Origin of the sequence: Rhizobium giardinii bv. giardinii H152 (assembly GCF_000379605.1) — a bacterium.
In the GTDB taxonomy this organism is placed as follows: domain Bacteria; phylum Pseudomonadota; class Alphaproteobacteria; order Rhizobiales; family Rhizobiaceae; genus Pararhizobium; species Pararhizobium giardinii.
This window is the reverse complement of record NZ_KB902683.1, coordinates 19,060-42,710: the sequence shown is the minus strand read 5'-3', so window position 1 is coordinate 42,710 and position 23,651 is coordinate 19,060. Positions and strand designations below refer to the sequence as shown.

The following is a 23,651-nucleotide window of genomic DNA, read 5'->3' as shown; positions in this document are numbered from 1 at the left end:
AACAGGAAGAAGTGCAATGAACGTAAATTTCAGCGATGGGAAATGGCTGAACGAGCCGACCAGATGGCATGTTGATCACACCGGCCTGACCCTCACGACGGACGAAAAAACTGATTTCTGGCGGAAGACCTATTACGGATTTACCCGCGACAGCGGTCATTTTCTCGGCTTTCCCACGGCTGACAGTTTCACTGCCAAAGTGCGCATCCGGGGCGAGTTCCGCACGCTCTACGATCAGGCGGGCATGATGGTGCGCATCGATGAAAATCGCTGGGCAAAGACCGGCGTCGAGTTCACCGATGGCGAGCTTTTCCTCAGCACCGTGATCACCGACGGTAAATCTGATTGGTCGGTGTCGCGGCCGTTTGACGACCTTGAGGATTTCTACATCCGCGTGACGGTTGCAAAGGGTGCCATGCGAATACAGGCCTCGCGCTATGGCAAGGTCTGGCCCTTGGTGCGTCTTGCGCCCTTTCCGCTTGCCTCGGCCTATGAAGTCGGTCCGACCGCTTGCACGCCGGAGCGTGGCGACCTGACCGTCAACTTTTCCGATTTTGCGATCGCACCGGCAATCACCACCGACCTTCACGATCTGAGCTGAAGCAACCCCTCTCTGATAGGCATCCGATCCTGACACCGACATTTCTCAATTAGCGGCGAGCGCGCCGGGACATGACTCCGAAATTAGACACGATAGTTGCCTAATTCTCTCCGGGTGGTTTCACCAGCCATCGACGGACATGGTGCGTCAGCGCTGTCCGGATTTTCGGCCAAGAAAGACGCCCTATACAATCTGTACAGGCTGTGCGGAAGGGCGAACAATGAAGGACGATCTCGTGATCTGAATGCGTTCGTGCAGGTCGCGCGCAGCGCCGCGGGGCTGGTGCTGCCGAGCATCGTTGCACTATTCCAGGCAGCCTGTCCCGGCATCCGGCTGGAGGTGATCGCTGACGAGACCTTCAACGGCGTGTTGGCGGCCGGGTGCGATGCGGGCATCCGCTACGAGGAGCGTCTGGACCAGGATATGATCGCGGTACCGATCGGACCTCGTATCCAGCGCTCGCCGCCTCGTCCCGGCGCCGCTGCGTGCTTTCGTTGACTACATTAGGAGATCGGCTGGCCAGTTTTGATGCAATCACCGTGTACGGAATAGGCCGGGCCACGCGTGATGCCGCCGCAGGGGGCAGGCCAACAACGGGAGACGAGCGGAATCGCGGCCTGGTGCCGCCGCGAGCGCGTGAGGATGATCCGGTGATCGTCGACGCTACCCAAACCGCGTGTCGTGTTTTCGAGCGCAGGCGCCGGCTTCGACGTCAGAAAAAAACCTGGATACGATCTGGAAGGAGCAATCACCCGTTCCCATCTCATTCTACACAAGTGTCGCGGAGTAGAAATCATGGAAGCCGACACCCGGGATTTTGATGGGACAGCGATCGAGATAATCCCTCCGGAGCCGAGGAACTGTGCTGCCCTTGGCGTTGCGTTGTGCGTCTGTTGCCGACGGCCATTTGAACCGGAACCAGACGACTACGGAATTTGTCGGGAGTGTCTCGAATGCCCTGGCATACCGCGCAACATGGCAGGAGAATGCCGGCCGCCACCATCCGGAACCGCCGGTCGCCCATCGAAACCGTGATTGTTTCTGGAGATACGCCGAAGTAGTCGGAGCTGCCCGCGCAAGCGCGCGCTCTTGTCGAGACCGCACAAGATGACCAAAGTCAGCGCGGCCTGCGAACGGCACCGAGATTTCAGTCACAAATTTGTGCTGCCTGTAAGTTGTGCCGAGACTGTTTATGGACTGGTAATCCGCTGGCATTTGAACGCGAGACGCGAATCCCGCTGCCGCTCGCCAGGCGCCTTAAGTCGGTTTCCGATCGGCCCGCGAATGGAGTGATATCTCAAGCCCAGAATGGGCATCCCACGTCCAGTTGTACGGCCCACCGGCGACTCGTCGGGTACGCAACTTCGATCGATCGACGCCGCGTCACGCAAGTGGGGCAATCGCACCTTTTCCCTGCTTTGCCAAATTCATCATCAACTCGTTGACGATCAGGCACAGAGCTGGGACGCTGTTTACAAGACCGTATGATGCGGATGCAGCCGAATTGGTTTTCCCAGCAATGGGACAGCGCCTGCGACCCGCGCACTCGAAAAATTTTGTTCGTCCGCGGCCTCGGGCGCCCTTCTATATTTTAATAGGAGCAATAGCTTACATACCTTTGACGCGCTGTTGCAACTTTGGGGACAGAAGAGCGCCTTCATATTTCACACGTCAATGCCGGAAAACATTCGGAGCCCTCTATGAACACGCCAATGAGCCCCCGGAATGCACACGATATTCATAGCACCGAGGACGGTGCCACGATTGTTGGCAACGACGGGTCTATGGTCGACCTGAACGAGCTTCTTGAGGCTCTGCAGTCCATGCGGCGGGGTGAATTTTCGGCGCGGTTGCCCGGCAACAAAACCGGCCTCGCCGGTAAAGTTGCCGATGTGTTCAATGATATCGTCGCCGCCAATGAACGCATGGCCCGCCAGCTGGAACATGTCGGTCAGGTAGTCGGGCGCGATGGAAAGACCCGCACCCGCGTACGCTTTGGCCTCTCGGAAGGCGCATGGTCGGACATGGAGACGTCGATCAATACTCTCATCGACGACCTGCTCTGGCCGACAACCGCGGTCACCAGGACGATAACGGCGGTTGCAAAAGGCGACCTTTTGCAAACCGTCCCTTTGGACGTTGACGGACGTCCGCTTAAGGGCGAGTTTTTGCGCTCCGCAACCATAGTCAACACGATGATCAAACAGCTCAGTGTGTTTACATCCGAAGTGACCCGTGTGGCTCGCGAAGTCGGGACGGACGGAAAGCTTGGGGGGCAGGCGCAGGTCCGGGAAGTCACCGGCGTCTGGAAGGATCTGACCGAGAGTGTGAACTCCATGGCTTCCAACCTCACGGCGCAGGTCCGCAACATCGCCGATGTGACGATCGCCGTTGCGAACGGCGATTTGTCGAAAAAAATAACCGTCGATGTACGCGGGGAGATCCTGCAGCTCAAGGAAGCGATTAACACGATGGTGGATCAACTCCGCTCGTTCGCCTCCGAGGTAACGCGCGTCGCGCGTGAGGTCGGCACCGAAGGAAAGTTGGGTGGCCAAGCGCTCGTGCCGGGCGTCGCCGGAACGTGGAAAGATCTGACTGATTCCGTTAACGCGATGTGCGGCAACCTAACAGCGCAGGTCCGCAATATCGCTCAGGTGACAACCGCGGTGGCGCGTGGTGACCTGTCGCGCAAGATCACCGTGGATGTTTCAGGAGAAATCCTCGAACTGAAGGAAACCATCAACACGATGGTCGACCAGCTTAACGCATTTGCCGGCGAAGTGACGCGTGTCGCGCGTGAAGTCGGAACCGAAGGCCGGCTTGGGGGTCAAGCACAGGTGCCCGGGGTTGCCGGTACCTGGAAGGATCTGACCGACAACGTAAACTCGATGGCCTCCAATCTGACGGCCCAGGTTCGCAACATCGCGGAAGTATCGACTGCTATTGCCAATGGGGACCTCTCGAAAAAAATCACGGTCACAGTGTCCGGGGAAATTCTCGAGCTGAAGGAAACCATCAACACGATGGTCGACCAACTCAACGCTTTTGCCTCCGAAGTCACACGTGTTGCGCGTGAGGTCGGCACCGAGGGACGCCTGGGTGGACAGGCCAACGTGCGCGGCGTCGCTGGCACTTGGAAGGATTTGACCGAGAACGTCAATTCGATGGCCGGAAACCTGACGTCGCAGGTTCGCAATATCGCCGACGTCTCCACGGCGATCGCCAATGGAGACCTGTCCAAGAAGATCACCGTCGACGTGAAAGGCGAGATTCTTCAACTGAAGGAGACAATCAACACCACGGTCGACCAGCTCAATGCATTTGCCTCCGAGGTAACGCGCGTGGCGCGGGAAGTCGGCACGGAGGGAAAGTTGGGCGGACAAGCCCAACTCAAGGGTGTTGCCGGTACCTGGAAGGATCTGACGGATTCCGTGAATTCCATGGCGTCCAATCTGACGGGGCAGGTTCGCAACATTGCCGAAGTGGCAACGGCAGTGGCGCAGGGAGACTTGTCGAAGAAAATCACGGTCACGGTGTCCGGAGAAATCCTCGAGCTGAAGGAAACCATCAATACGATGGTCGATCAGCTCAACGGATTTGCCGGTGAGGTGACGCGCGTGGCGCGCGAGGTCGGGACAGAGGGGCGCCTGGGTGGCCAGGCCAATGTGCTCGGCGTCGCCGGGACATGGAAGGACCTTACCGACTCGGTCAATTCGATGGCCGGAAATCTGACCGCCCAGGTTCGCAACATTGCCGAGGTGTCGACCGCGATCGCCAATGGCGACTTGTCGCGCAAAATCACCGTCGACGTGAAGGGTGAAATCCTTCAGCTTAAGGAAACGTTAAACACCATGGTCGATCAGCTCAATCGCTTCGCCTCGGAGGTGACGCGTGTTGCGCGCGAGGTCGGTACTGAAGGCAAACTCGGCGGTCAGGCTCAGGTTCCGGGCGTCGCCGGCACCTGGAAGGACTTGACCGAAAACGTCAATTCCATGGCGTCCAACCTGACAGGCCAAGTCCGCAACATCGCCGAAGTGACAACGGCGGTGGCGCGCGGCGACCTTTCTCGCAAAATCACGGTCGACGTGAAGGGCGAAATCCTGGAGCTGAAGAATACGATCAACACCATGGTTGATCAGCTCAACGCATTCGCCGGCGAGGTCACCCGCGTCGCACGCGAGGTCGGCACGGAAGGCAAACTGGGCGGCCAAGCCCTGGTCCCGGGCGTCGCTGGCACATGGAAGGATCTGACCGACTCTGTGAACTCGATGGCCGGCAATCTGACGGCACAGGTGCGCAATATCGCTGGGGTCGCCACCGCGATCGCCAATGGTGACCTGTCACGCAAAATCACCGTCGACGTTCGGGGAGAAATCCTGCTTCTCAAGGATACCCTCAACACCATGGTCGATCAGCTCCGTTCGTTTGCGGGCGAAGTGACGCGCGTGGCACGCGAAGTTGGCACGGATGGGCGGCTTGGCGGACAAGCGGTCGTGCCGGGTGTCGCTGGCACGTGGAAGGACCTGACTGACAACGTCAATCTTCTCGCCGCCAACCTGACCACCCAGGTCCGCAACATCGCCGAAGTGACCACCGCCGTGGCGCGCGGCGATCTGTCCCGCAAGATCACCGTGGATGTGAAGGGAGAAATTCTGGAACTCAAAAACACCATCAACACCATGGTGGATCAGCTCAATGCGTTCGCCGGCGAGGTCACGCGCGTCGCTCGTGAAGTCGGCACGGAAGGCAAACTGGGCGGTCAGGCGCAGGTCCCCGGCGTTGCCGGCACCTGGAAGGACTTGACCGACACGGTCAATGTGATGGCAGCCAATCTCACAGAGCAGGTGCGCGGCATCGTCAAGGTGGTCACCGCGGTCGCAACCGGGGATCTCGAACAAAACCTGACGGTCGCTTCGAAGGGCGAGGTAGCGGCGCTAGCTGAGACCATCAACAACATGACCAAGACGCTTGCGACCTTTGCCGACCAGGTCACCACCGTAGCGCGCGAGGTCGGCGTTGAAGGGCGGCTCGGGGGGCAGGCGAACGTACCCGGCACGGCCGGTACCTGGAAGGATTTGACCGGCAATGTCAACCTCCTTGCGGCCAATCTGACGACCCAGGTCCGTGCCATCGCCGAGGTCGCGACCGCGGTCACAAAAGGCGACTTGACGCGATCGATCCAGGTTGAGGCCCGTGGTGAAGTTGCAGAGCTCAAGGACAACATCAACACGATGATCGGTAATCTGCGCTTGACGACGGAGCGCAATACCGAACAAGATTGGCTTAAGACCAACCTCGCTCGCTTTACAAATATGCTTCAAGGTCAGCGGGATCTGTCCACAGTCGGGCGCATGCTGCTGTCAGAACTGGCGCAACTTGTCGGGGCGCAGCATGGAGTGATTTATCAGGTCGAGGCGGAAGGCGATTTGTCGAGTCTGCGGCTGCTTTCCACCTATGCTGACGATGCCTTCAAAGGTCACCCCGATCGGCTCCAGATGGGCCAAGGGTTGATCGGCCAGTGCGCACAGGATGCGCGGCGCATCCTCATCACCGACATGCCGAAAAACACCGTACCAATCGGCTCAGGCGTGTTCAAGGCGCGCCCGCGAAGCGCAATCGTGCTGCCCGTATTGTCGGAGGGGCAGGTCAAGGCAGTCATCGAACTTGCTTCCATCGGAAACTTCACCGACCTGCAGCTGTCTTTCCTCGATCAACTGACCACGTCCATCGGCATCGTGCTCAACTCCATTGAAGCGACGATGCAGACCGAAGGACTTCTGAAACAGTCGCAGCAGCTTGCGACTGAACTCCAGACCCAGCAACGCGAGCTGCAGCAAACCAATGAACAGCTTGAACAAAAGGCGCAGCAGCTCGCCGAGCGCAACGTCGAGGTGGAAGCCAAGAACCAGGAGATCGAGCAGGCCCGCCGCGCTCTGGAGGAGAAAGCAACGGAGCTGGCGCTGACCTCGAAATACAAGTCCGAGTTTTTGGCCAACATGTCGCACGAACTTCGCACTCCTCTGAACTCGATCCTTATCCTTGGCCAGCAATTGGGCGAAAACCCAGACGGCAATCTTTCGGGCAAGCAGGTCGAGTTCGCCCGTACCATCCATAGCGCAGGCACGGATCTGCTCAATCTTATCAGTGACATTCTAGATTTGTCGAAGATCGAGTCAGGGACGGTGTCCGTCGACGCTGAGGAAATCTTCTTCAACAGCCTCCTCGATTTGATGACCAGGCCATTCCGTCATGAGGCCGATAACCGCAAGCTCTCCTTTGAGGTGGAGCTTACGCCAGATCTGGATCGCAGCATCGTCACGGATTCCAAGCGGTTACAGCAAATTCTAAAGAACCTGCTCTCCAACGCGTTCAAGTTCACCGATTACGGGGGGATCAAACTTAAAGTCTCGCCGGTGACGTTTGGATGGAGTCCCGACCATCCATCCCTTCGACACGCACCGTCCGTCGTGGCGTTCGAAGTGACTGACACGGGCATCGGCATCCCGCCGGAAAAACAGCGCATCATTTTCGAAGCTTTCCAGCAAGCAGACGCATCGACCAGCCGAAAATACGGTGGCACCGGGCTCGGGCTTGCGATCAGCCGCGAACTCGCAAACCTTCTTGGCGGCGAAATCCAACTCCGAAGCGCTCCGGGTGTTGGCAGCACATTCACGCTCTATCTGCCTCAGACATTTATCGGTGCCACGCCGATCGCGATGCGACCCAGCATAACCGATGCTGCTGCCGTTTCTATCGCGGCGCTTGCCACTGGCCTGCTGGGCGATAATCCCTCTGAGCAAATTCACGACGATCGCCACCAGATTAAAGCTGGCGATGCTGTCTTGCTGATTGTAGAAGACGACCCGCATTATGCCAGCGTGCTGGTCGACCTGGCCAGGGACAACGGTTTCAAGGTTCTTGTCGCCATGCGCGGCGCGGATGCATTGGCGCTCGCGCGCGAGTATCGACCGACGGCCGTGTCGCTCGATGTTTTTCTTCCTGACATGCTCGGCTGGACCGTCCTCAGCCAGCTCAAGCAAGACCCAACCACGCGTCACATTCCCGTGCAAATCGTGACGCAGGACGAGGACCGGCAGCACGGACTCGCCCGGGGTGCTTTTGCCTTCATAACCAAGCCGACCACCAGCGAGGGACTGACTCAAGCACTCGCAAAGCTCAAAGACTATGCGCAGCCGCGGCGCAAGCGCCTTCTGCTTGTCGAGGACAACGAGGGCGAGCGTTTCGGCGTGACCGAACTCCTCGGTCATGATGATATCGATATCGTGAGCGTGGATACCGGGACGAAGGCGCTGGAATTCCTTCGCGAGACTTCGCCAGATTGCATTGTGCTCGATCTCAAGCTGCCGGATATGACGGGATTTGATGTATTGGAGTGTATTCGTGATGATGCCGCGATCGGTGACATTCCAGTTGTCGTATTCACTGGGCGCGAGCTTTCTCTCGAGGAGGACGCCCAACTCCATTCCATGGCGCGCAGTGTGGTGGTGAAAGGGGTCGAGTCACCCGACCGCTTGCTCGATGAAACAGCACTGTTCCTGCACCGGGTCGTTTCTGATCTGCCGCTCGCAAAGCAGGCGATGCTGGAACGGCTGCACGGTTCCGACGATGATCTGGTCGGAGAAACGGTTCTGCTCGTCGATGACGATGCGCGCAACATCTTCGCGCTCAGCAGTGTTCTGGAACGGCGCGGTATGAAAGTCCTGACGGCAACAACGGGCAATGAGGCGATCGCTGTAATCAACGCACAACCCGGCGTTGCCATCGTGCTTATGGACATTATGATGCCAGGCATGGATGGATATGAAACAATGCAGGTGATCCGGTCGAATCCAGCTTTCCGCCGTCTTCCTATTGTCGCCCTTACGGCAAAGGCTATGAAAGGTGATCGCGAGAAATGTCTGGAGGCGGGAGCTTCGGACTATCTCGCCAAGCCGGTCAATACCGAGCAGTTGCTTTCTGCGCTGCGGATGTGGTTGCATCGTTGAGGAAAGTGAGATGGACCCGGTCAACATCCTGCTCGTCGACGACCAACCCGCAAAACTTCTCAGCTATGAGGTTATCCTTCAGGAGCTGGGCGAAAATCTCATCAAGGCGAAATCAGGCCGCGAGGCCCTCGAACATCTTCTGAGAACGGAAATAGCTGTCATCCTCGTCGATGTATGCATGCCCGACCAGGACGGATTTGAACTTGTCGCAATGATCCGCGAGCACCCGCGCTACCAGAAGACGGCGATTATCTTCGTTTCCGCCGTAATGATGGCCGAGCCTGACCGCCTGCGCGGTTACGAAGCCGGAGCAGTGGATTACGTGTCCGTCCCGGTCGTGCCGGAATTGCTGCGGGCGAAGGTCAAGATCTTCGCGGAACTGTACCGCAAGACCCGCCAACTGGAGCGGTTCAACGCGCAGCTTGAGCAACGGGTCGCCGATCGTACTGCCGAACTTCAGGCGTCCTCGTCCCAATTGGCCGCGCTGAATGAGCAGCTCGAATATCGGATAGAAGAGCGGACACGCGAGCGGGAAGAAGCCCTTGCCCAGCTGTTCGAAGCGCAGAAACTGGACACCATCGGTCAGTTGACGGGCGGCGTCGCTCACGACTTCAATAACCTTCTGATGGCAGCTCTGAGTAGCCTCGAGCTCCTCAGTAAGCGCCTGTCGGACGGCGACGATCGCAGTCGCCGGTTGCTTAACAACGCCATCCAGGCTGCCGAGCGCGGAGCGGCGTTGACGCAACGCCTTTTAGCCTTTGCTCGCCGACAGGAATTGAAACCGCAGGCCGTCGATATCATCCGCGTCGTTACCGGCATGGAAGACCTGCTCCGGCGTGCCATGGGCCCCGGCATCCGGCTCCGGAGCGAGTTACCCGATGACTTGCCCTGGGTCTTGGTCGATACAAACCAACTTGAATTGGCCTTGCTCAATCTGGTCATAAATTCCCGCGACGCCATGACGGAAGGCGGTACGGTCACGATTTTCGCTGTTCCAGAAACCGTTCGTCAGGAAGGAGCGAAACTCAAACTCGAGCCCGGCAACTATATCCGGATCCGGGTAGCTGACACCGGCTGCGGTATGGATGAGGACACTCTGGCCAGAGCCACGGAACCCTTCTTCACGACAAAGGGAACGGGCAAGGGAACCGGACTCGGCTTGTCAATGGTCCAGGGTTTGGCTGCTCAATCCGGTGGGACGCTTGTCCTGTCCAGCAAGCCCAGCGGGGGCACCGCAGTAGATCTCTGGCTACCCGTTGCGGGCCAAATCCCCTACCAAAGTCCTGTCGCGGAAGACGAGGCGCCAGTAGAAGAAGGCGACCAGGTCTCCCGGACCATTCTCGTGGTCGACGATGACGCCTTGGTCAGCATGGGCACTGCGGCGATGCTCGAGGACCTAGGGCACAGGGTCACGGAAGTTAGTTCTGGTAGGGATGCACTGGCTGCATTAGCACGTAACCAAAACTTCGATCTCGTCATCACTGATCATGCCATGCCAGGTATGACGGGCAGCGAACTCGCTGCACAAATCAAAATCTCCTATCCTGGAATGCCCGTCATCTTGGCTTCCGGTTACGTCGAACTGCCTGGCGGCATCGAACTGCCAGATATACTCCGGCTGAGCAAACCGTTTTCACAGGATCAGTTGATTGCGGCACTCTCTCGATCGTTCGCATCCGAAGCGTCACCGGAGAGCAGCGTTAAACAATCCTACAAATGAAATTGTCCGCGTCTCATATCTGAAGCGGGGGCTTCAAGCGAGCTTGAGAAATATGGAGAAGCTCAAACCAGTTGCACGATGGAACAAGTTCGGATGCCGGCCATTTGTCTTCCATGAAAGCTGCCCTGCCGATGCAACTGCTCGTTCTGGCCATATCCGTTGGCGATACTGCGGCGCGCGAACTCCTTCCCGAAGCGATCGATAGCGCTTCGATCGCTACCATCGGGGCAGAGGCGCCCGCGCTCGCAGATCCCGACCCCGCGATCGTCCGTCTTCAGGTCCTGCTCGACCGTGCGGGTTCGTCTCCAGGCGTGATCGATGGCTTGTATGGCGAGAACCTCAGCAAGGCGGTGGCCGGCTTTGAAGCCATGAACAGTCTTCCTGTCGATGGGAAGCTGGATCGGGATGTCGTCGCCCGATTGGAAGACCCTGGCCCCGTCGTTGCGAGCTACGTCGTCTCGGCAGAGGATGCCACGGGCCTCGTTGACAGAATTCCTGAAGACTATGGCGAGAAGGCAAAGATGGAGAGCCTCGGATATACCAGCGTTGCGGAGAAGTTATCCGAGCGGTTCCACATGGATATTGATCTTGTGAAAGCACTCAATCCAGTTTCGCAGTTCCTGTCTGGTGATACGGTGTGGGTCGTGAACCCCGGTCCTCTAAGGGATGGAAAGGCGAAGAGAATCGAGGTCAACAAAAAGGCAGGGCAGGTGCTGGCCTATGCCGAGGATGGATCACTGCTTGCAGTGTATCCCGCGACGATCGGAAGTGAGGATAATCCGGCGCCCTCAGGCAGGCACAAGGTCAAGGGCGTCGCAAGGATGCCGGTATACAGATACAACCCCAAGCTCAACTTCAAACAGGGGAACAATGACAAGATCCTGACGATTCCAAAAGGACCAAACGGTCCGGTTGGCAGCGTTTGGATCGATCTGACCGAACCGACTTATGGAATACATGGGACACCTGAGCCTAAGCTTATCGACAAGGTTGGATCGCACGGTTGCGTGCGGCTGACAAACTGGGACGCGGAAGAGCTAGCCGGGATGGTCAGGCCAGGGGTGCGTGTCGACTTCGTCAATCGAAGTTGGGCCGTTCCAAGGTGAGTATCATTGGCTTCAATCTTCCTTTGGGCGAATGCCATCCCTCGCTGTGCCAAGGCCATCGTCTTGTGCCGGTTGCCGTGCTGAGGGGGTGCTTGTCGACGATGTGCTCGTCGGGGATCAAACCCAAAGCGCCAAAGGGGAGGAGGAACCAGGCCCGGCATCTGGCTGGTGGACCCCGATCTTCGAGCTGACATTCTTCCCGCTTCTGTCTGGTATTCCGCTCCTCTTGGTCGATGTCGGGCGCAACGACAATCTTCATACCGACCTTCAGAACGTCTGTAGACGCGACGCTGCTGGCCGGGCCCCTGAGCTCGGTGGGCGCGACGACGCAATCGCGAAACTCGCGACAGCAGGCAAAATCCGCCCCGCAGGGTCTATTGCGCCGCACGGAAATATGTTGCGCCGCAATAGGTCAAAAGAGAACAGAGTTCCCAGAATGGTCGTCAAATATCATACTAATGAAATTTCATTCTACGACCGGCGATCCCCGAATTGACAAACCGGACATGTCATGTACTTTTAGAGCTGGGACCGATATCTGGAATATTTTCAATTCTCTCATTTCTATGAGACGCAAACCGCGTCCGCTCGTATCCGTGCCAATCAGTATTGCGCCATGAACGGAGATTTCAGTGATGAAGCAGGTTGTCGAATACCAGGGTATTCCGGTTGGCGTTCTCATACCGCGTGATGGCGGCCTTGCCTTCATGGCAGTAAAATACGATGTGATGGAGCTCGATGGCAGACCCTTTTCGTCGGCGGCCGAAGCGCGCGAAGCTATCAGAGCGCTTGTGACACAACGTATCGCCTTCGCAGCCTAAGCCTTCCGAGGAGGCGTCTCCGACGCTTACCGGGAACCCTCCCGAGCAAAAAAGCCGACCGTCTCCGCGTCGGTACCGCTGGACTGGCGCACCGAACGGCGCCGGCGTCGAGCCTCTACACGTCCGCTATATGGCGCTCTGCCGAGGAGTCGGGTTTTGCTCGTCCGCTTCCTGTTCGAGCCGCTCGACCGCCGCCGCGATGCGCTCGGGCTGTTCATGTTCGAGGCCGACGACCTCGTTGCGGGTCTCACGCATCGATACGATGATTTCGTCGAGCTTGGCGTGGATTGCCGCGGTGTCGCGATAGCCCTGGATCAACACGATGCTGGTGATCACGATTGCCGCGACCGACAGTGCATAGGTGACGACGTTTGTAAAGCCGAACGGCACCAGGGCGGTGCTGCCCACCATCGCCGCGATCACGAAATAAAAGCCTGGAGGGCGGGAAAGAAAATCCGCCATTCGAAAGAGAAAGTCGTTCACGTCAGTCCTCCGCAAATCGGTGCCTATTAACGCGCCAATGCGGATCTAGTTCGAAGCCAATGCGTGGAGCGCCGCGATGCGCACAACTTGCTGGCATCGTCGGCAACTCTTGAGGATGCCCGCTTTGAACCCGATCTCCGTTCTCAAGCGGGCTACTTTTAATCTTCACCCTCGCGGATGGCCGAGGTCTCTTCGTTAAACCGTCCACGAAGATCGTTGTTATCACTTTGCATTCCTGGTTCAAAAGGATCTGCCGATTCCGGCGGCCTGGCGGGCGTAACAACGGCCGGCGCGCTTGCTCAATCTGTCTCCTTCGCAACCGGCGCAATACCCGTCGGACCAAAGTCGTATACCCAATGCGCAAAGGTCCGAGACCTTGGCAGGTGTGGAACATCGGGCCGCTACAACCCGTTCGTCACCATGCGTGAAATTATTCCGCTGAACAGGAAGGCTAAATGATGCAAGTCTCAAGGTTCAAAATCGCGCCCTTGGCGCTGTCGGTGGCTATGTTAGCCACCTCGTTCACTCCATCACAAGCATTCGTCACCATGCGACCCACCCAAATCGCTCAACCGGCGCCAGATGTCGACGTCGTTCAATATCGCAGCCGGGACGGCGACGACTGGCGCAGACGTCATGGATTCTACCGCCGCGGTAACGAGGCCTATTACAACGGCCACCGTGGCTACTACGAACGCCGGCGCGGCTATCGCCACTACAACGGAATGTGGTTTCCGCTCGCCGCGTTTACCGCCGGCGCGATTATTGGAGGGGCGGTTGCCGAGCGACCGGCCCGTTACGGTGGCAGCCATGTGGAATGGTGCGCAATCCGCTACCGCAGCTACCGGGCTTACGACAACACCTATCAACCGAACTACGGTCCACGCCGCCAGTGCAACTCTCCCTATTGAACGGCAGAGCTACCGTGAAACTGTCGATCGGCCGGAGGCGGACTTCGGCCGAGAAGCAGCGGAACCGGCAGGGCGCTCGTTTGCCGGTCTGGAGATGGGAAGCCCCTTGTTCATCCGGGAGGCGTAGGACCTTAGCCCAAGACGTCCACATTTGGGCGTTTGCATCATCAACGCTGATATAGGTGTTGATATTGCACATATATTCCTGAATGCTAAAGTAAATCACCGATCAGAAACCGCAAACCTTCGATCGATCGGCTGGAGGTTTTTGTCGATCCCCTCACAAAGCCTCTATACGTCGCTGCCATCATTAGTGGCACAGCGACGAGGGCCCGGGCGGTGATTCTCGCACACCGCTCGGGCCTTACTTCTATGCCGTCCTTGTGCTGGCGCTGGCTGGCAGTCGAGACGTTCCACGTAGCGGGCGATTTGTCGCGCGCCGGTGATACGTCAACTGGGTCGAAGGCACCGAGATTTCGGCCACAGCGTCCGGTTTCACTTTACACTTGCGCAACTCGGACATGAAACGCCACAACGCCTCATCGATCGCGCGGTGGGCATCGGCGAGAACGCGGCCTGTTTTTCCGCTGTGGCGGACACAGCTGTAATTGACCGCGGCGTTGATGGCGATGTCGGCAAATCGTCGACAAGCGGGCGTGGCATTGACATGTAGCAACACGGTTCGAACGTTGACGGCAAACGCGAGTTCGAACTCGATGGAAACGAATTCGCGATCAAGCGCGATAGGTTGAAGGCCCTCCAGAAAAATCCACCCTAGCGGCTCGGCGCTCATCTGCATCACTGACCCTCCGTCATTGTCTCGCCCGCTGAAAGTCGAGCCTGGTTTCGGCGCATAGTGGCCTGAAACCAATCCGCCTGCTTCAGCCTTTGGTCCGATGGGGAGGGTGACATTGGTCCGAGGTCGCCAAATAACTTCTGCAGGCGAGCCACGATTATCGCGACCTCAAATGTAAGGTGATCGGCAGGTTCGCCGCCCGCCACCATAAGAGCGATAGGTATTGTCCCGGGCGTCGTAGGAACGATACCGAGCCGCACCATTGCCCGTGCAAGTCATCACCATGAGCGGCCGCTTCCTCGGCCAGGGGCGCACCATCACTCGCGTCGGTGCGCGGGACGAACGGTGGTTGACACTGGCGGCGCGGTCCATTGTAGGGCTGATAGCTGTTGTCGGCCGCCCGATAGGACCTGTAGCGATGGCGGCACCATTCCATCGCTGCCTGACCGTCCCCGTCCGTCGACACTTCCACCGCTCCGGTGACCACAGTGTGGTCAACCGCATTCCATTCGAGGCTGTCGTCTGCCATGTCTATTGCCTGCATCTCGCTGCCGTCGTCTGAGGCTGCTTGTGCGGGCCGGACGTCGTGGGGGCCCACGTTCAAGGGGGGAAGACGCTCGAATTGCCGTGCGCTGCGATTGACCTTCACCGGATGGGCGGTCCAGAGGGATGGGGCGTTGATATTGTCGAAGCGGTGCGGCTTTGGCTCCGGCAGGATGGAGGAAATCGCACCGAGGCTTCCGGCAAAGAGTGTCAGCAACAAAGCGATTCTCACCAGGGGCAGGAAGACCTCTCTCATGACTTCGTTCCCACTCACGCAGCTCCTTAGTTGATCAGCGCCGCGTATTTCGGCCGCTGGCCAAGGCTATTTCGACAAGTTGGATTGGGAGAGTGTGGCGGGCACAAAGACCTTTGCGGTCTGCTTGGTCTCCTCGATATTGTGGGCGGCCACGAGAAGGAGGCCGATGGCCACCATCGCTGCGCTGATGCAAAGGCACAGTCCGGTGACGGACAGGTCGGATTTTCGCGATTCGTCGTGGGATATCATCACTCTCTCCTGACTTGGATGTAATTGCGCGAGGTTGGAACGGCAGCGGCATTGAGCCGCTGCCCAAGGGCATGGCCCCTGCTACTGGAGGACCTGCACGACGGTGTAGGTCTTTGGATCGACGATGACGCGCTGATCGTTGACGATCGTGTAAGAGTATCGGGGATCTTCGGCGACTGGCATCAGCACGACGTCGCGAGGCAGCGGCTTGCCGACGACGATGGGCTGCTGGACGACAACAGACTGCTGGACTGGCTGCTGCTGCACATAGGTTATGACCTTTTCCGGCGGCCGCTCAAGCGCGCTCCCGGCAACGGCGCCAACCACAGCGCCGACGCCGGCACCCACCGGACCGCCGACAATGGCACCCGTTGCAGCACCGCCGATCATGCCGGTCGTGGCGCCCTCCTGGGCGGAAGCCGCCGCCGCGAACGTTCCGAAAAATACGACACCAATGGTGATCAGTTTGGTCTTCATGACATGCTCCTTTTGAGTTCTTTCGCCGGAGCACAACGCCACATTGCGCCTGCCGTTCCGCGCTAGGACCTTTGCCACGAACATCCGACCTTTTGCCCATGCTCAGGTGGGACCTAAGTCCCATCCGGGAACCAGGCTGTGCCCTGTTTCGTTACCGCATTGGATGGTGCTGGGTGCGACCGACATGACAACGAAAGCGAAAGGTCTGGCTTTGATCGCAGCGGCAGCGCTGGCGACGACGGGTCTTGCGGCCGACTCGTCGCGCGATGAAACGTCACCGGCCGTGGCGCAGGTGGCGCCCTGGGAGGACCGAAACGTCAATCTCGAGGCGGCGGTGACGGTAACATTCAGCGAAGATATGGATCCAACCAGCATCGATGCGGGTTCGCTCCGTCTCTCGGCAGCGGGCGCACCGGTCGAGGCGAGCGTCTCATACGACGAGTGGACGCAATCAGCTGTGCTGACGCCAACCACGCCCCTTGCAGGTGATACGACATATACAGTGAGCCTTGCCGCTGATGCTGGCGACCGGTCCGGCAACACGCTGACGTCCGGTCAAAGCTGGTCGTTCACGACACGGCGCGACCTTGAGCGCGGTTTCGGCGGGCCTGTCCTGATCGTCACCTCACGAGCGTTGCCCTTCAGCAAGTATTACAGCGAGATTCTGCGCGCCGAGGGGATTGGCTCGTTTGAAAGCGTCGACCTTTCACGTGTCACCAAACAACTGCTCGACCGGTTCGATCTGGTCCTCTTGGGCGAAATGCCACTGAGTGAAGCGCAGGCGGCAATGTTTTCCGGTTGGGTCTCCACAGGTGGCGATCTGATCGCCATGCGGCCGGACAAAAAACTTGCTGGCCTGCTGGGATTGAGAGACCAGTCGGCATCGCTGAGCGAAGGTTACCTGCTGATCGACACCGCAGTAGCGCCCGGCCGCGGTATTGTTGACGAGACGATCCGATATCATGGCGCGGCCGATCTTTACCGGTTGAAAGAAGGAACGATCGAAGTCGCGCGGCTCTACAGCCACCTGTCCAACGCCACACCGAATCCGGCCGTCACGGTGCGTGCCGTTGGCAAAGCAGGAGGCCAGGCAGCGGCATTTACCTACGATCTTGCCCGGTCTGTCATCTACACCCGCCAGGGTAATCCCGCATGGGCCGGTGAGGATCGCGACGGCAATTCGATCATCCGAGCCAATGATTTGTTCTTCGGCGCCAAGGCAGGCGACAGGCAACCCGACTGGAACGATTTTGACAGGATTGCCATCCCTGTTGCCGACGAGCAGCAACGATTGCTTGTCAATTTGATGAATTTCATGCTCGAGGGCAAGGCTCCGCTGCCGCGGATGTGGTACTTTCCCAAAGAATACAAGGCGGTTCTTGTGATGGCGGGTGATGATCACAGGACCCCCAGGGGAACCGCGGATTCATTCGATCGGCTCAAGGCCAATGAACCTCGGGGATGTCTGCTCGCCGAGTGGGAATGCTATCGCGCCACATCATGGATTTACGCGAGCGGCCCTTTGTCGGCGAAAGAGGCCAACGACTACGTCGCAGACGGCTTCGACCTCGGCGTACACGTCGACACGGGCTGTGACAATCTGCAGCGACCGGACTTCGAAAGGACGTTCCACCGCGAGCTCTTCGGGTTCCGCGCCAGGTATCCGGATCTGCCCCCACAGACGGGAAGTCGCACGCATTGCGTGGCGTGGGGCGACTGGGCGTCGACGCCGAAGACTGAGGCGCGTTACGGGGTTCGCATGGACCTTAACTATTATTATTGGCCAGGCACATGGGTAAAGGACCGTCCCGGTTTCATGACCGGTTCCGGCCTGCCGATGCGGTTTGCCGATCTCGACGGGAGCATGATCGACGTCTACCAGGTGACATCGCATCTAGTGAACGAAAGCGAAATGAATTTCCCATCAGCCATCGAAGCTCAGCTTGACCGGGCTCTGGGATCCGAGGGATATTATGGCGCGTTCGGCACACATTACGACTTTAGTGACGGTTTTGATGAACAGTTGACGACCGCAGCGAAAGCTCGCGGCGTGCCGCTGGTTTCCGTGCAGCAATTGCTCGATTGGACCGACAGCCGCAACAACTCGCATTTCGCCCATATCGCCTGGGACGGCAACGCCCTTACCTTCGAAGCATTCGCCGACCGGCGAACCGGAACAATGCTTCGCGGAATGGTCCCGGCGCGAACCGCTGGGAAGGAGATATTGGCCATCAGCCGCGACGGCCAGCGCGTGAGCTACAAGACCAAGACTGTAAAAGGGGTCTCTTACGCCATGTTTCCTGTCGAGCCCGGCGTCTACCGGCTGATCTATGACCTGCGCCAAATCAGCGACGCAAGTTCTGTCAGGTAATGCGGGATCTGGCGACCGTATCGCCGCCACCTGCCTCGCAACGTGCCGTCGGAGCGAATCGTGGCTTCCCCCATATTCGCACTCTTCCATTGTCCAGATTCGAGTCGAACGCTGCTCGTAGGCACGCTGCGAGACCCGGGCGTCATGCCCGAAACCGCCCGGGCCTCGGGTCGCCACCTTTGCGGGTGTGGCGGCTCTGCAGAGGATGGGTAGATCGAAGGGAATGAACAACGGCCAAAGATGGGGGTTCCTTGGCGGCTTCCTGTATTCTACCTCCCTAGCCGCCCATCGCAAAAAAAAGCGATATCACAATGAAATGAGAAGTCGCCAGAACGCAGCTGTTAGCGGCGCATCCGACAGGGCCAATTGCCAGCGGGCTTAGAGGGGATGACAGCCGGTTTGGTTTTTTTCATCGATTGTGATTCGTTGGCCCGGAACCAAGGCGTATTTTTTGGGTTGTCGGTGATCATTTGGGTGCTGGGGAGGGCGACGCCGGGCCTTTTGCAGCTCAGAGCGGTAGTGGGATCGCCGATCGGAAGGCGTTTGGAATGGGCAGGCGCTGGGCCTCGGCGCCCCGGGTGTTGACAATGGCAAGGCAGCGCTTCCGCTGACCGCGTCGAGCGGCCCATATCCAACTCCGCCGGCGCGCCTTTTCCGCAACCGGTAATCGTGCGTCCCGCTCCGTGCGGTAAGCCTGCCGCTTTTGACTATGCCGCCACGCGACGTGCTGCCTTTTCGGCGGCTTTCTTGTAGTCTCCGTATTCGTCCAAGATCGCCTGCGCCTCCTCGAGGCTAATTCGAAATTTCTTGGCGAGCGCTTTTACGTCAATTGGTTTCGCAGGCGTCGGCGCCTGGCTCTGGTCGGTCATCGTATTCTCCATTTGAATTATCCGGCACATATCAATCGCACCATCGGGCGCGCGGCCGTCATGTTCGTATATGGAGTTTCGATGGTGGGCTTTCCAGTGACGGCGTTCGTCTAGTGCTTGAAGCGGTGGGCAGATCTGTCTGCTGCATCGCGATCTGAACCGTGCGCTTCGATGATGCGCTTCGCATCTTTTAGTTCGAGCCCGTGCTTTTTCGCGAAGTACGCGACGTCGTATTTTCCGCCTTGGGCCGCGAGCCTACGATCCTGGATTTGCTTCTTCCTGGTCTGCGACATTCCCGATCTCCATCTATTTGAAGCTTAACGGTCTCCGAGAATAGGATGTTCCCACGATTGTGCCGTAGGGCCGCGCGAGCGTTGTGACCTTCTGGAAGTCCCGCGACCGCGATCCAGGCAACGCATGTCATGCGCGGTCGCCTGACCCTCGTCAGTCGGATGCGGGTGCAAGAATAGCCGGGCATCATGATTGGCTCTTCTGCCTGGTCCGGATATTCCGAAAACGCGAGGCGAAGGTTCTCAGAACACCCTCGATCGCGTCCGAGGTCTCGACAGTGCCCCGCCGTGCATATTCGCCCTGTCGATGATCTCCAGCAGCCAACCGCCTCCATCAGAAAGGCTGATTTGTTCCTTCGAACCTGGTTCGTAAAAAAAAGCCGGCGACAGGATCCGAGCCCTTAGGGACAGAGAGAAATAAAGCCACGGCGCGATTGATCAAAGCAGCGGGACAATCTAAGCGTCAGCTGTCGATATATTGGAGGCGATAATGGGTGTAACTTTGAGGATGGGTGCTGACTACAGCATCGATATGAGTGATTTTGATTTCAATGCCTCCGAGCTGCCAAGCGCATATATCAGTCAGTATAATAGCACCACGATCGTGGGCTACGCTGACGGGGTAAAGGTGACCATCAAAGGTGCTGGTTTCACGTACGGTAGCAGCGGCATTACCGGCGGCGAAATCCAGAGCATTTCGGAAACCTGGGATGGTGAAACACTTTTTTCGCTAACCGGTCTGCAACTGTCCGTTAAATCCATTTTGAGTGTAGTTGAATCGGGAAGTATCTCCGAAGCCAAAAAGCTGCTGACATCCGCGCTTTCGGGCGCCGACGATATGTTCGGCGGCCAATATTCCGACACGCTTTACGGCTTCGGTGGCAACGACTACCTCGCGGGAGGCCGTGGCGACGACGCGTTGAGCGGAGGCTCCGGCGTTGATAGACTGCAGGGCGGTCTCGGAGTCGACACACTGTTCGGGGGCACTGGCAATGATACATTTGTCTACACGTCCGCCACACAATCAAACGCACGTCTCGGCCTCGACACGATACGCGATTTAACGATCGGCGATAAAATCGATCTGTCGGGTATCGACGCCAGTGTTAGTGCTACCGGCAATCAGGCATTCAGTTTCATCGGCACTGCCACGTTTCACGGCAAGGCGGGTGAGTTGCGCTTCGAGAAGAAAGCGTCCGACACATACATCTATGGTGACGTGAACGGGGACAAGGTGGCTGACTTTGCCCTTCATCTGGATGATGCCGTGACGCTGAGCAAAGGCTTCTTCGCCCTCTGATGCACTGCGTTCAATGATGGAAGGCTCCCTTGAAAGGGGCTTTTCACCAAGCCAAAAATCGAGGGCAACGCGCTCGGCCGCCCTCCTTCCCAAATGAGTGCTCGAGGCGGACGGGTGCGGCTGGCGTGATGGCCGTTCTGTCGTCGCTCACTTGCCAATTCCTAAAGCAGGTCTGGCTCTTGCGGTCGATCTCTTCGATGATGACCGGACTGTCGTCTTTTGGCGATCTCACGCTTCTGCCGATCTTCCACTTGGTCATCAGATCGACAGGGAAGATGGCGTCACGCGACGGGGGCGTTGCGTTTTTCCAGAGGCCGGGAGTGGCGCGAAAGTAGGAGGGGGGAGGGGATTCTGTGACGGGTTAGGAAGGCTGGAGAGAGGCTCCGGCTGGCCCGTCATGGAGAAAAAGCATGGCACAGGCCATCCAGAAGATCACGCTCAGCGTCGCGCGTGACATTCCTTTCAACAAGCTGGTGCTCGGCCAGCAGAACGTTCGCAAGATCAAGGCGGGCATCTCCATCGAGGAGCTGGCAGAAGATATTGCGCATCGCGGCTTGCTCGCGAGCCTCAACGTCCGTGCCGAACTCGATGGCGAGGGCAATGAGACCGGCATCTACCGTATCCCGGCCGGCGGGCGCCGCTACCGCGCGCTCGAGCTGCTCGTCTCCCAAAAACGTCTGGGGAAAACGGCGGGTGTCCCCTGCATCGTCAGCCGTGGCGATACACTGGATGTCGAAGACTCGCTTGCCGAGAACGTCCACCGCGTCCAATTGCATCCGCTCGACCAGTACCGAGCCTTCCAAAGCTTACGCGAGCAAGGTCTCGGTGAAGAAGAGATCGCTGCACGCTTCTTCATCTCGGTCGCAACCGTCAAGCAGCGCCTGAGACTTGCGTCCGTCTCGCCGCGTCTTCTCGATCTTTATGCCACTGACGAGATGACGCTCGAGCAGATCATGGCCTTCTCGATCAGCAATGATCACCTTCGCCAGGAGCAGGTCTGGGATACGGTATCGCGGTCACATGCGCGCGAAGCCTATTACATTCGCCGCCTTTTGACCGAAACGGCCATCCGTGCCAGTGACCGCCGTGCGGTCTATGTTGGCGTCGAGGCCTACGACGCTGCCGGTGGCATCGTGATGCACGACCTGTTCGAGCAGGATCGAGGCGGTTGGCTCCAGGATCCGGCACTGCTGGAACAGCTGGTGATCGAAAAGCTCGCGATCGACGCTGAAACCCTCAAGGCCACCGAAGGCTGGAAATGGGTCGAGGCTGCTGTGGATTTCCCATACGGTCATACGTCTGGCCTTCGCCGCTTCTACGGCGAACAAGTTGACATGACCGAGGATGAGCTCGCCCGGTACGACATCCTCAAAGGTGAATATCTCAAGCTCGACGCCGACCACGCTTCTGCGGGGGAGTATTCCAAGGAAACGGAAAAGCGGCTTGAAGAGCTCCGCAACGAGCTCGACCGCATTGACGACCGGCCCAATGTCTTTGATCCCGAAGAGGTCGCCCGCGGCGGTGCCTTCATCTCGATTGGTGCTGGTGGAGAGCTCAAGATCGAGCGCGGTTTCGTCCGGCCGGACGACGAGCCGACGGTGAACGTCGACGCAAGAACCGACGATGTCGATGGCGATACGGAGGTTGCGACCAACGGTGTCGTTGCAACGTGCGAGGTTTCGCTCGCCGCTGCGCAGGGCGAGGAAGAAGACGATGCAGCCCGACCGCTTCCGGATCGGCTGGTCCTTGACCTCACGGCGGCGCGCACCATCGCCCTGCGCAATGCGCTCGCCAACGATCCCGTCACTGCCTACATCGCCGTGCTTCACGCCTTTGTACTGAAGACCTTCTACCGTTACGGCTCTGATTCATGCCTCGAGCTGGCGCTGCAGAGTGCCAGGTTCAGCCAGACAGAGGGTCTCGCCGACACGGTCTGGGCGAAGGAAACTGATCAGCGCCATGAGGCCTGGGGTCAGGATCTGCCCAAGAATCCGAACGCGCTCTGGAACTTCCTGACTGCACTCGATGAGGTCAGCCGCCAGGTCCTCTTTGCTCATTGCGCTTCGTTGTCGCTGAATTCGGTCATCGAGCCGTGGAACAAGCGCACCCGCGCGATCGCGCACGCCGACCGGGTCGCCCGGTCGATGGGCTTCGACATGGTCGAGGCGGGTTGGACCCCGACAGCCGCCAACTACTTTGGCCGCGTCACCAAAGCGCACATCCTCCAGGCCGTCCGCGAAGCAAAAGGCGAGCAGTCGGCACAACTGATCGATCACCTCAAGAAGTCAGACATGGCCCGCGAGGCCGAACGCCTCCTGGTAGCAAGCGGCTGGCTTCCCGAACCGCTTCGGATCCCTGCGGATGAGATTGAACCGTGTGCGACCAACGATGGGGCCGGCGATCTGGGCGATGACGGTGCCGGGGATGCGGCCGCTGCCGACCCTCCAGCCGTGCTGACCGATGAGCCGCGCACCGACGAGCTCCAAGAAGATCTCGACGCCGCTGAATAATCGCTTCTCTCGAACAACCCGAGGCCCGGCCACGGTGCCGGGCCGTTGCAGGTACGGACATGGAGATCCGAACATGTTTCAATGGACAAGATCCTGCTCCTATGACGAGGAGCAGAAGCGCCGTTTTCATTCTATCGCCCGTTCGCGGCACAAAAAGCTCGCCGCTGAACTCGCTCTCTCGGTCGGCACCTCCCATATCTGCTCGAACAAGGCGGGCATCGCCGTTTCCGGTGAGATCACCCTGCATCACGAGCAGGTTTAGCTACAGGTCGGTCAATTCGGTCTCGGCTCGGGCCATGGCATTCTCATCCGCACCTGCAACACCCGCGGTCCGAACCACTT

17 protein-coding genes and 1 pseudogene are annotated in these 23,651 nt (G+C 58.7%); 11 read left to right on the top strand and 7 right to left on the bottom strand.

What is annotated here, in order from left to right; translation table 11 throughout:
- Positions 1 to 16 precede the first annotated feature (16 nt).
- From A3AY_RS0119355 to A3AY_RS0119320, 6 genes and pseudogenes are all read left to right on the top strand, one after another.
- Complete coding sequence (locus A3AY_RS0119355; RefSeq protein ID WP_018327322.1) at positions 17 to 601, top strand: DUF1349 domain-containing protein; 585 nt, start codon at positions 17 to 19, stop codon at positions 599 to 601.
- Between the two features lie 258 nt (positions 602 to 859).
- Positions 860 to 1,060: pseudogene (locus A3AY_RS39255) on the top strand (LysR substrate-binding domain-containing protein); the annotation flags it as partial.
- 1,241 nt (positions 1,061 to 2,301) lie between these two features.
- The gene (locus A3AY_RS0119340; protein ID WP_234913225.1) at positions 2,302 to 8,607 is read left to right on the top strand and encodes a HAMP domain-containing protein; all 6,306 of its coding nucleotides are present in this window, start codon (positions 2,302 to 2,304) and stop codon (positions 8,605 to 8,607) included.
- A 10-nt stretch (positions 8,608 to 8,617) separates the two neighbouring features.
- Positions 8,618 to 10,327: a response regulator gene (locus A3AY_RS0119335; protein ID WP_018327318.1), complete on the top strand. Its 1,710-nt coding sequence runs from the start codon at positions 8,618 to 8,620 to the stop codon at positions 10,325 to 10,327.
- 113 nt (positions 10,328 to 10,440) lie between these two features.
- Positions 10,441 to 11,433, top strand: coding sequence for a L,D-transpeptidase family protein (locus A3AY_RS0119330; RefSeq protein WP_018327317.1), 993 nt, complete (start codon positions 10,441 to 10,443; stop codon positions 11,431 to 11,433).
- A 635-nt stretch (positions 11,434 to 12,068) separates the two neighbouring features.
- Positions 12,069 to 12,254 carry a hypothetical protein gene (locus A3AY_RS0119320; protein WP_018327315.1) on the top strand — a complete coding sequence of 62 codons (186 nt, stop codon included), beginning with the start codon at positions 12,069 to 12,071 and terminating at the stop codon, positions 12,252 to 12,254.
- A 126-nt stretch (positions 12,255 to 12,380) separates the two neighbouring features.
- Here the strand turns inward: A3AY_RS0119320 and A3AY_RS0119315 are convergent, their stop codons facing one another.
- On the bottom strand, positions 12,381 to 12,737 hold the full coding sequence (locus A3AY_RS0119315) for a low affinity iron permease family protein (RefSeq protein WP_026203620.1): 357 nt from the start codon (positions 12,735 to 12,737) through the stop codon (positions 12,381 to 12,383).
- 455 nt (positions 12,738 to 13,192) lie between these two features.
- On the opposite strand from A3AY_RS0119315, the gene A3AY_RS0119310 reads away from it, so the two are divergent.
- Positions 13,193 to 13,648 (top strand): BA14K family protein, encoded by a 456-nt coding sequence (locus tag A3AY_RS0119310; RefSeq protein WP_018327313.1) that lies wholly within the window; start codon positions 13,193 to 13,195, stop codon positions 13,646 to 13,648.
- Between the two features lie 370 nt (positions 13,649 to 14,018).
- Here A3AY_RS0119310 and A3AY_RS0119305 read toward each other — a convergent pair whose 3' ends face one another.
- The 4 genes from A3AY_RS0119305 to A3AY_RS0119290 all read right to left on the bottom strand — a co-directional run bounded on the left by A3AY_RS0119305 (position 14,019) and on the right by A3AY_RS0119290 (position 15,969).
- Positions 14,019 to 14,447: a hypothetical protein gene (locus A3AY_RS0119305; RefSeq protein ID WP_018327312.1), complete on the bottom strand. Its 429-nt coding sequence runs from the start codon at positions 14,445 to 14,447 to the stop codon at positions 14,019 to 14,021.
- Between the two features lie 154 nt (positions 14,448 to 14,601).
- The gene (locus A3AY_RS41670; RefSeq protein ID WP_026203619.1) at positions 14,602 to 15,243 is read right to left on the bottom strand and encodes a BA14K family protein; all 642 of its coding nucleotides are present in this window, start codon (positions 15,241 to 15,243) and stop codon (positions 14,602 to 14,604) included.
- Between the two features lie 66 nt (positions 15,244 to 15,309).
- Entirely contained in the window at positions 15,310 to 15,492 is a 183-nt protein-coding gene (locus tag A3AY_RS0119295) for a hypothetical protein (RefSeq protein ID WP_018327311.1), read from the bottom strand.
- Positions 15,493 to 15,573: 81 nt separating this feature from the next.
- Complete coding sequence (locus tag A3AY_RS0119290) at positions 15,574 to 15,969, bottom strand: DUF1236 domain-containing protein (RefSeq protein WP_051108373.1); 396 nt, start codon at positions 15,967 to 15,969, stop codon at positions 15,574 to 15,576.
- Between the two features lie 184 nt (positions 15,970 to 16,153).
- Between A3AY_RS0119290 and A3AY_RS0119285 the strand changes: the two genes are divergently transcribed.
- Positions 16,154 to 18,340, top strand: coding sequence for an Ig-like domain-containing domain (locus A3AY_RS0119285; RefSeq protein WP_112864803.1), 2,187 nt, complete (start codon positions 16,154 to 16,156; stop codon positions 18,338 to 18,340).
- Positions 18,341 to 19,047: 707 nt separating this feature from the next.
- Here the strand turns inward: A3AY_RS0119285 and A3AY_RS39765 are convergent.
- The gene (locus tag A3AY_RS39765; RefSeq protein ID WP_167332405.1) at positions 19,048 to 19,209 is read right to left on the bottom strand and encodes a hypothetical protein; all 162 of its coding nucleotides are present in this window, start codon (positions 19,207 to 19,209) and stop codon (positions 19,048 to 19,050) included.
- Between the two features lie 110 nt (positions 19,210 to 19,319).
- A complete protein-coding gene (locus A3AY_RS0119275; protein WP_018327307.1) occupies positions 19,320 to 19,502 on the bottom strand; it encodes a hypothetical protein in 183 nt (60 codons plus the stop codon).
- A gap of 487 nt (positions 19,503 to 19,989) precedes the next feature.
- On the opposite strand from A3AY_RS0119275, the gene A3AY_RS35575 reads away from it, so the two are divergent.
- The 3 genes from A3AY_RS35575 (at position 19,990) to A3AY_RS40620 (ending at position 23,571) form a co-directional block, all read left to right on the top strand.
- The gene (locus A3AY_RS35575) at positions 19,990 to 20,799 is read left to right on the top strand and encodes a calcium-binding protein (RefSeq protein WP_112864801.1); all 810 of its coding nucleotides are present in this window, start codon (positions 19,990 to 19,992) and stop codon (positions 20,797 to 20,799) included.
- 410 nt (positions 20,800 to 21,209) lie between these two features.
- Complete coding sequence (locus A3AY_RS0119260) at positions 21,210 to 23,309, top strand: ParB/RepB/Spo0J family partition protein (protein WP_018327304.1); 2,100 nt, start codon at positions 21,210 to 21,212, stop codon at positions 23,307 to 23,309.
- Between the two features lie 73 nt (positions 23,310 to 23,382).
- Complete coding sequence (locus A3AY_RS40620; RefSeq protein ID WP_018327303.1) at positions 23,383 to 23,571, top strand: hypothetical protein; 189 nt, start codon at positions 23,383 to 23,385, stop codon at positions 23,569 to 23,571.
- Positions 23,572 to 23,651: the final 80 nt, after the last annotated feature.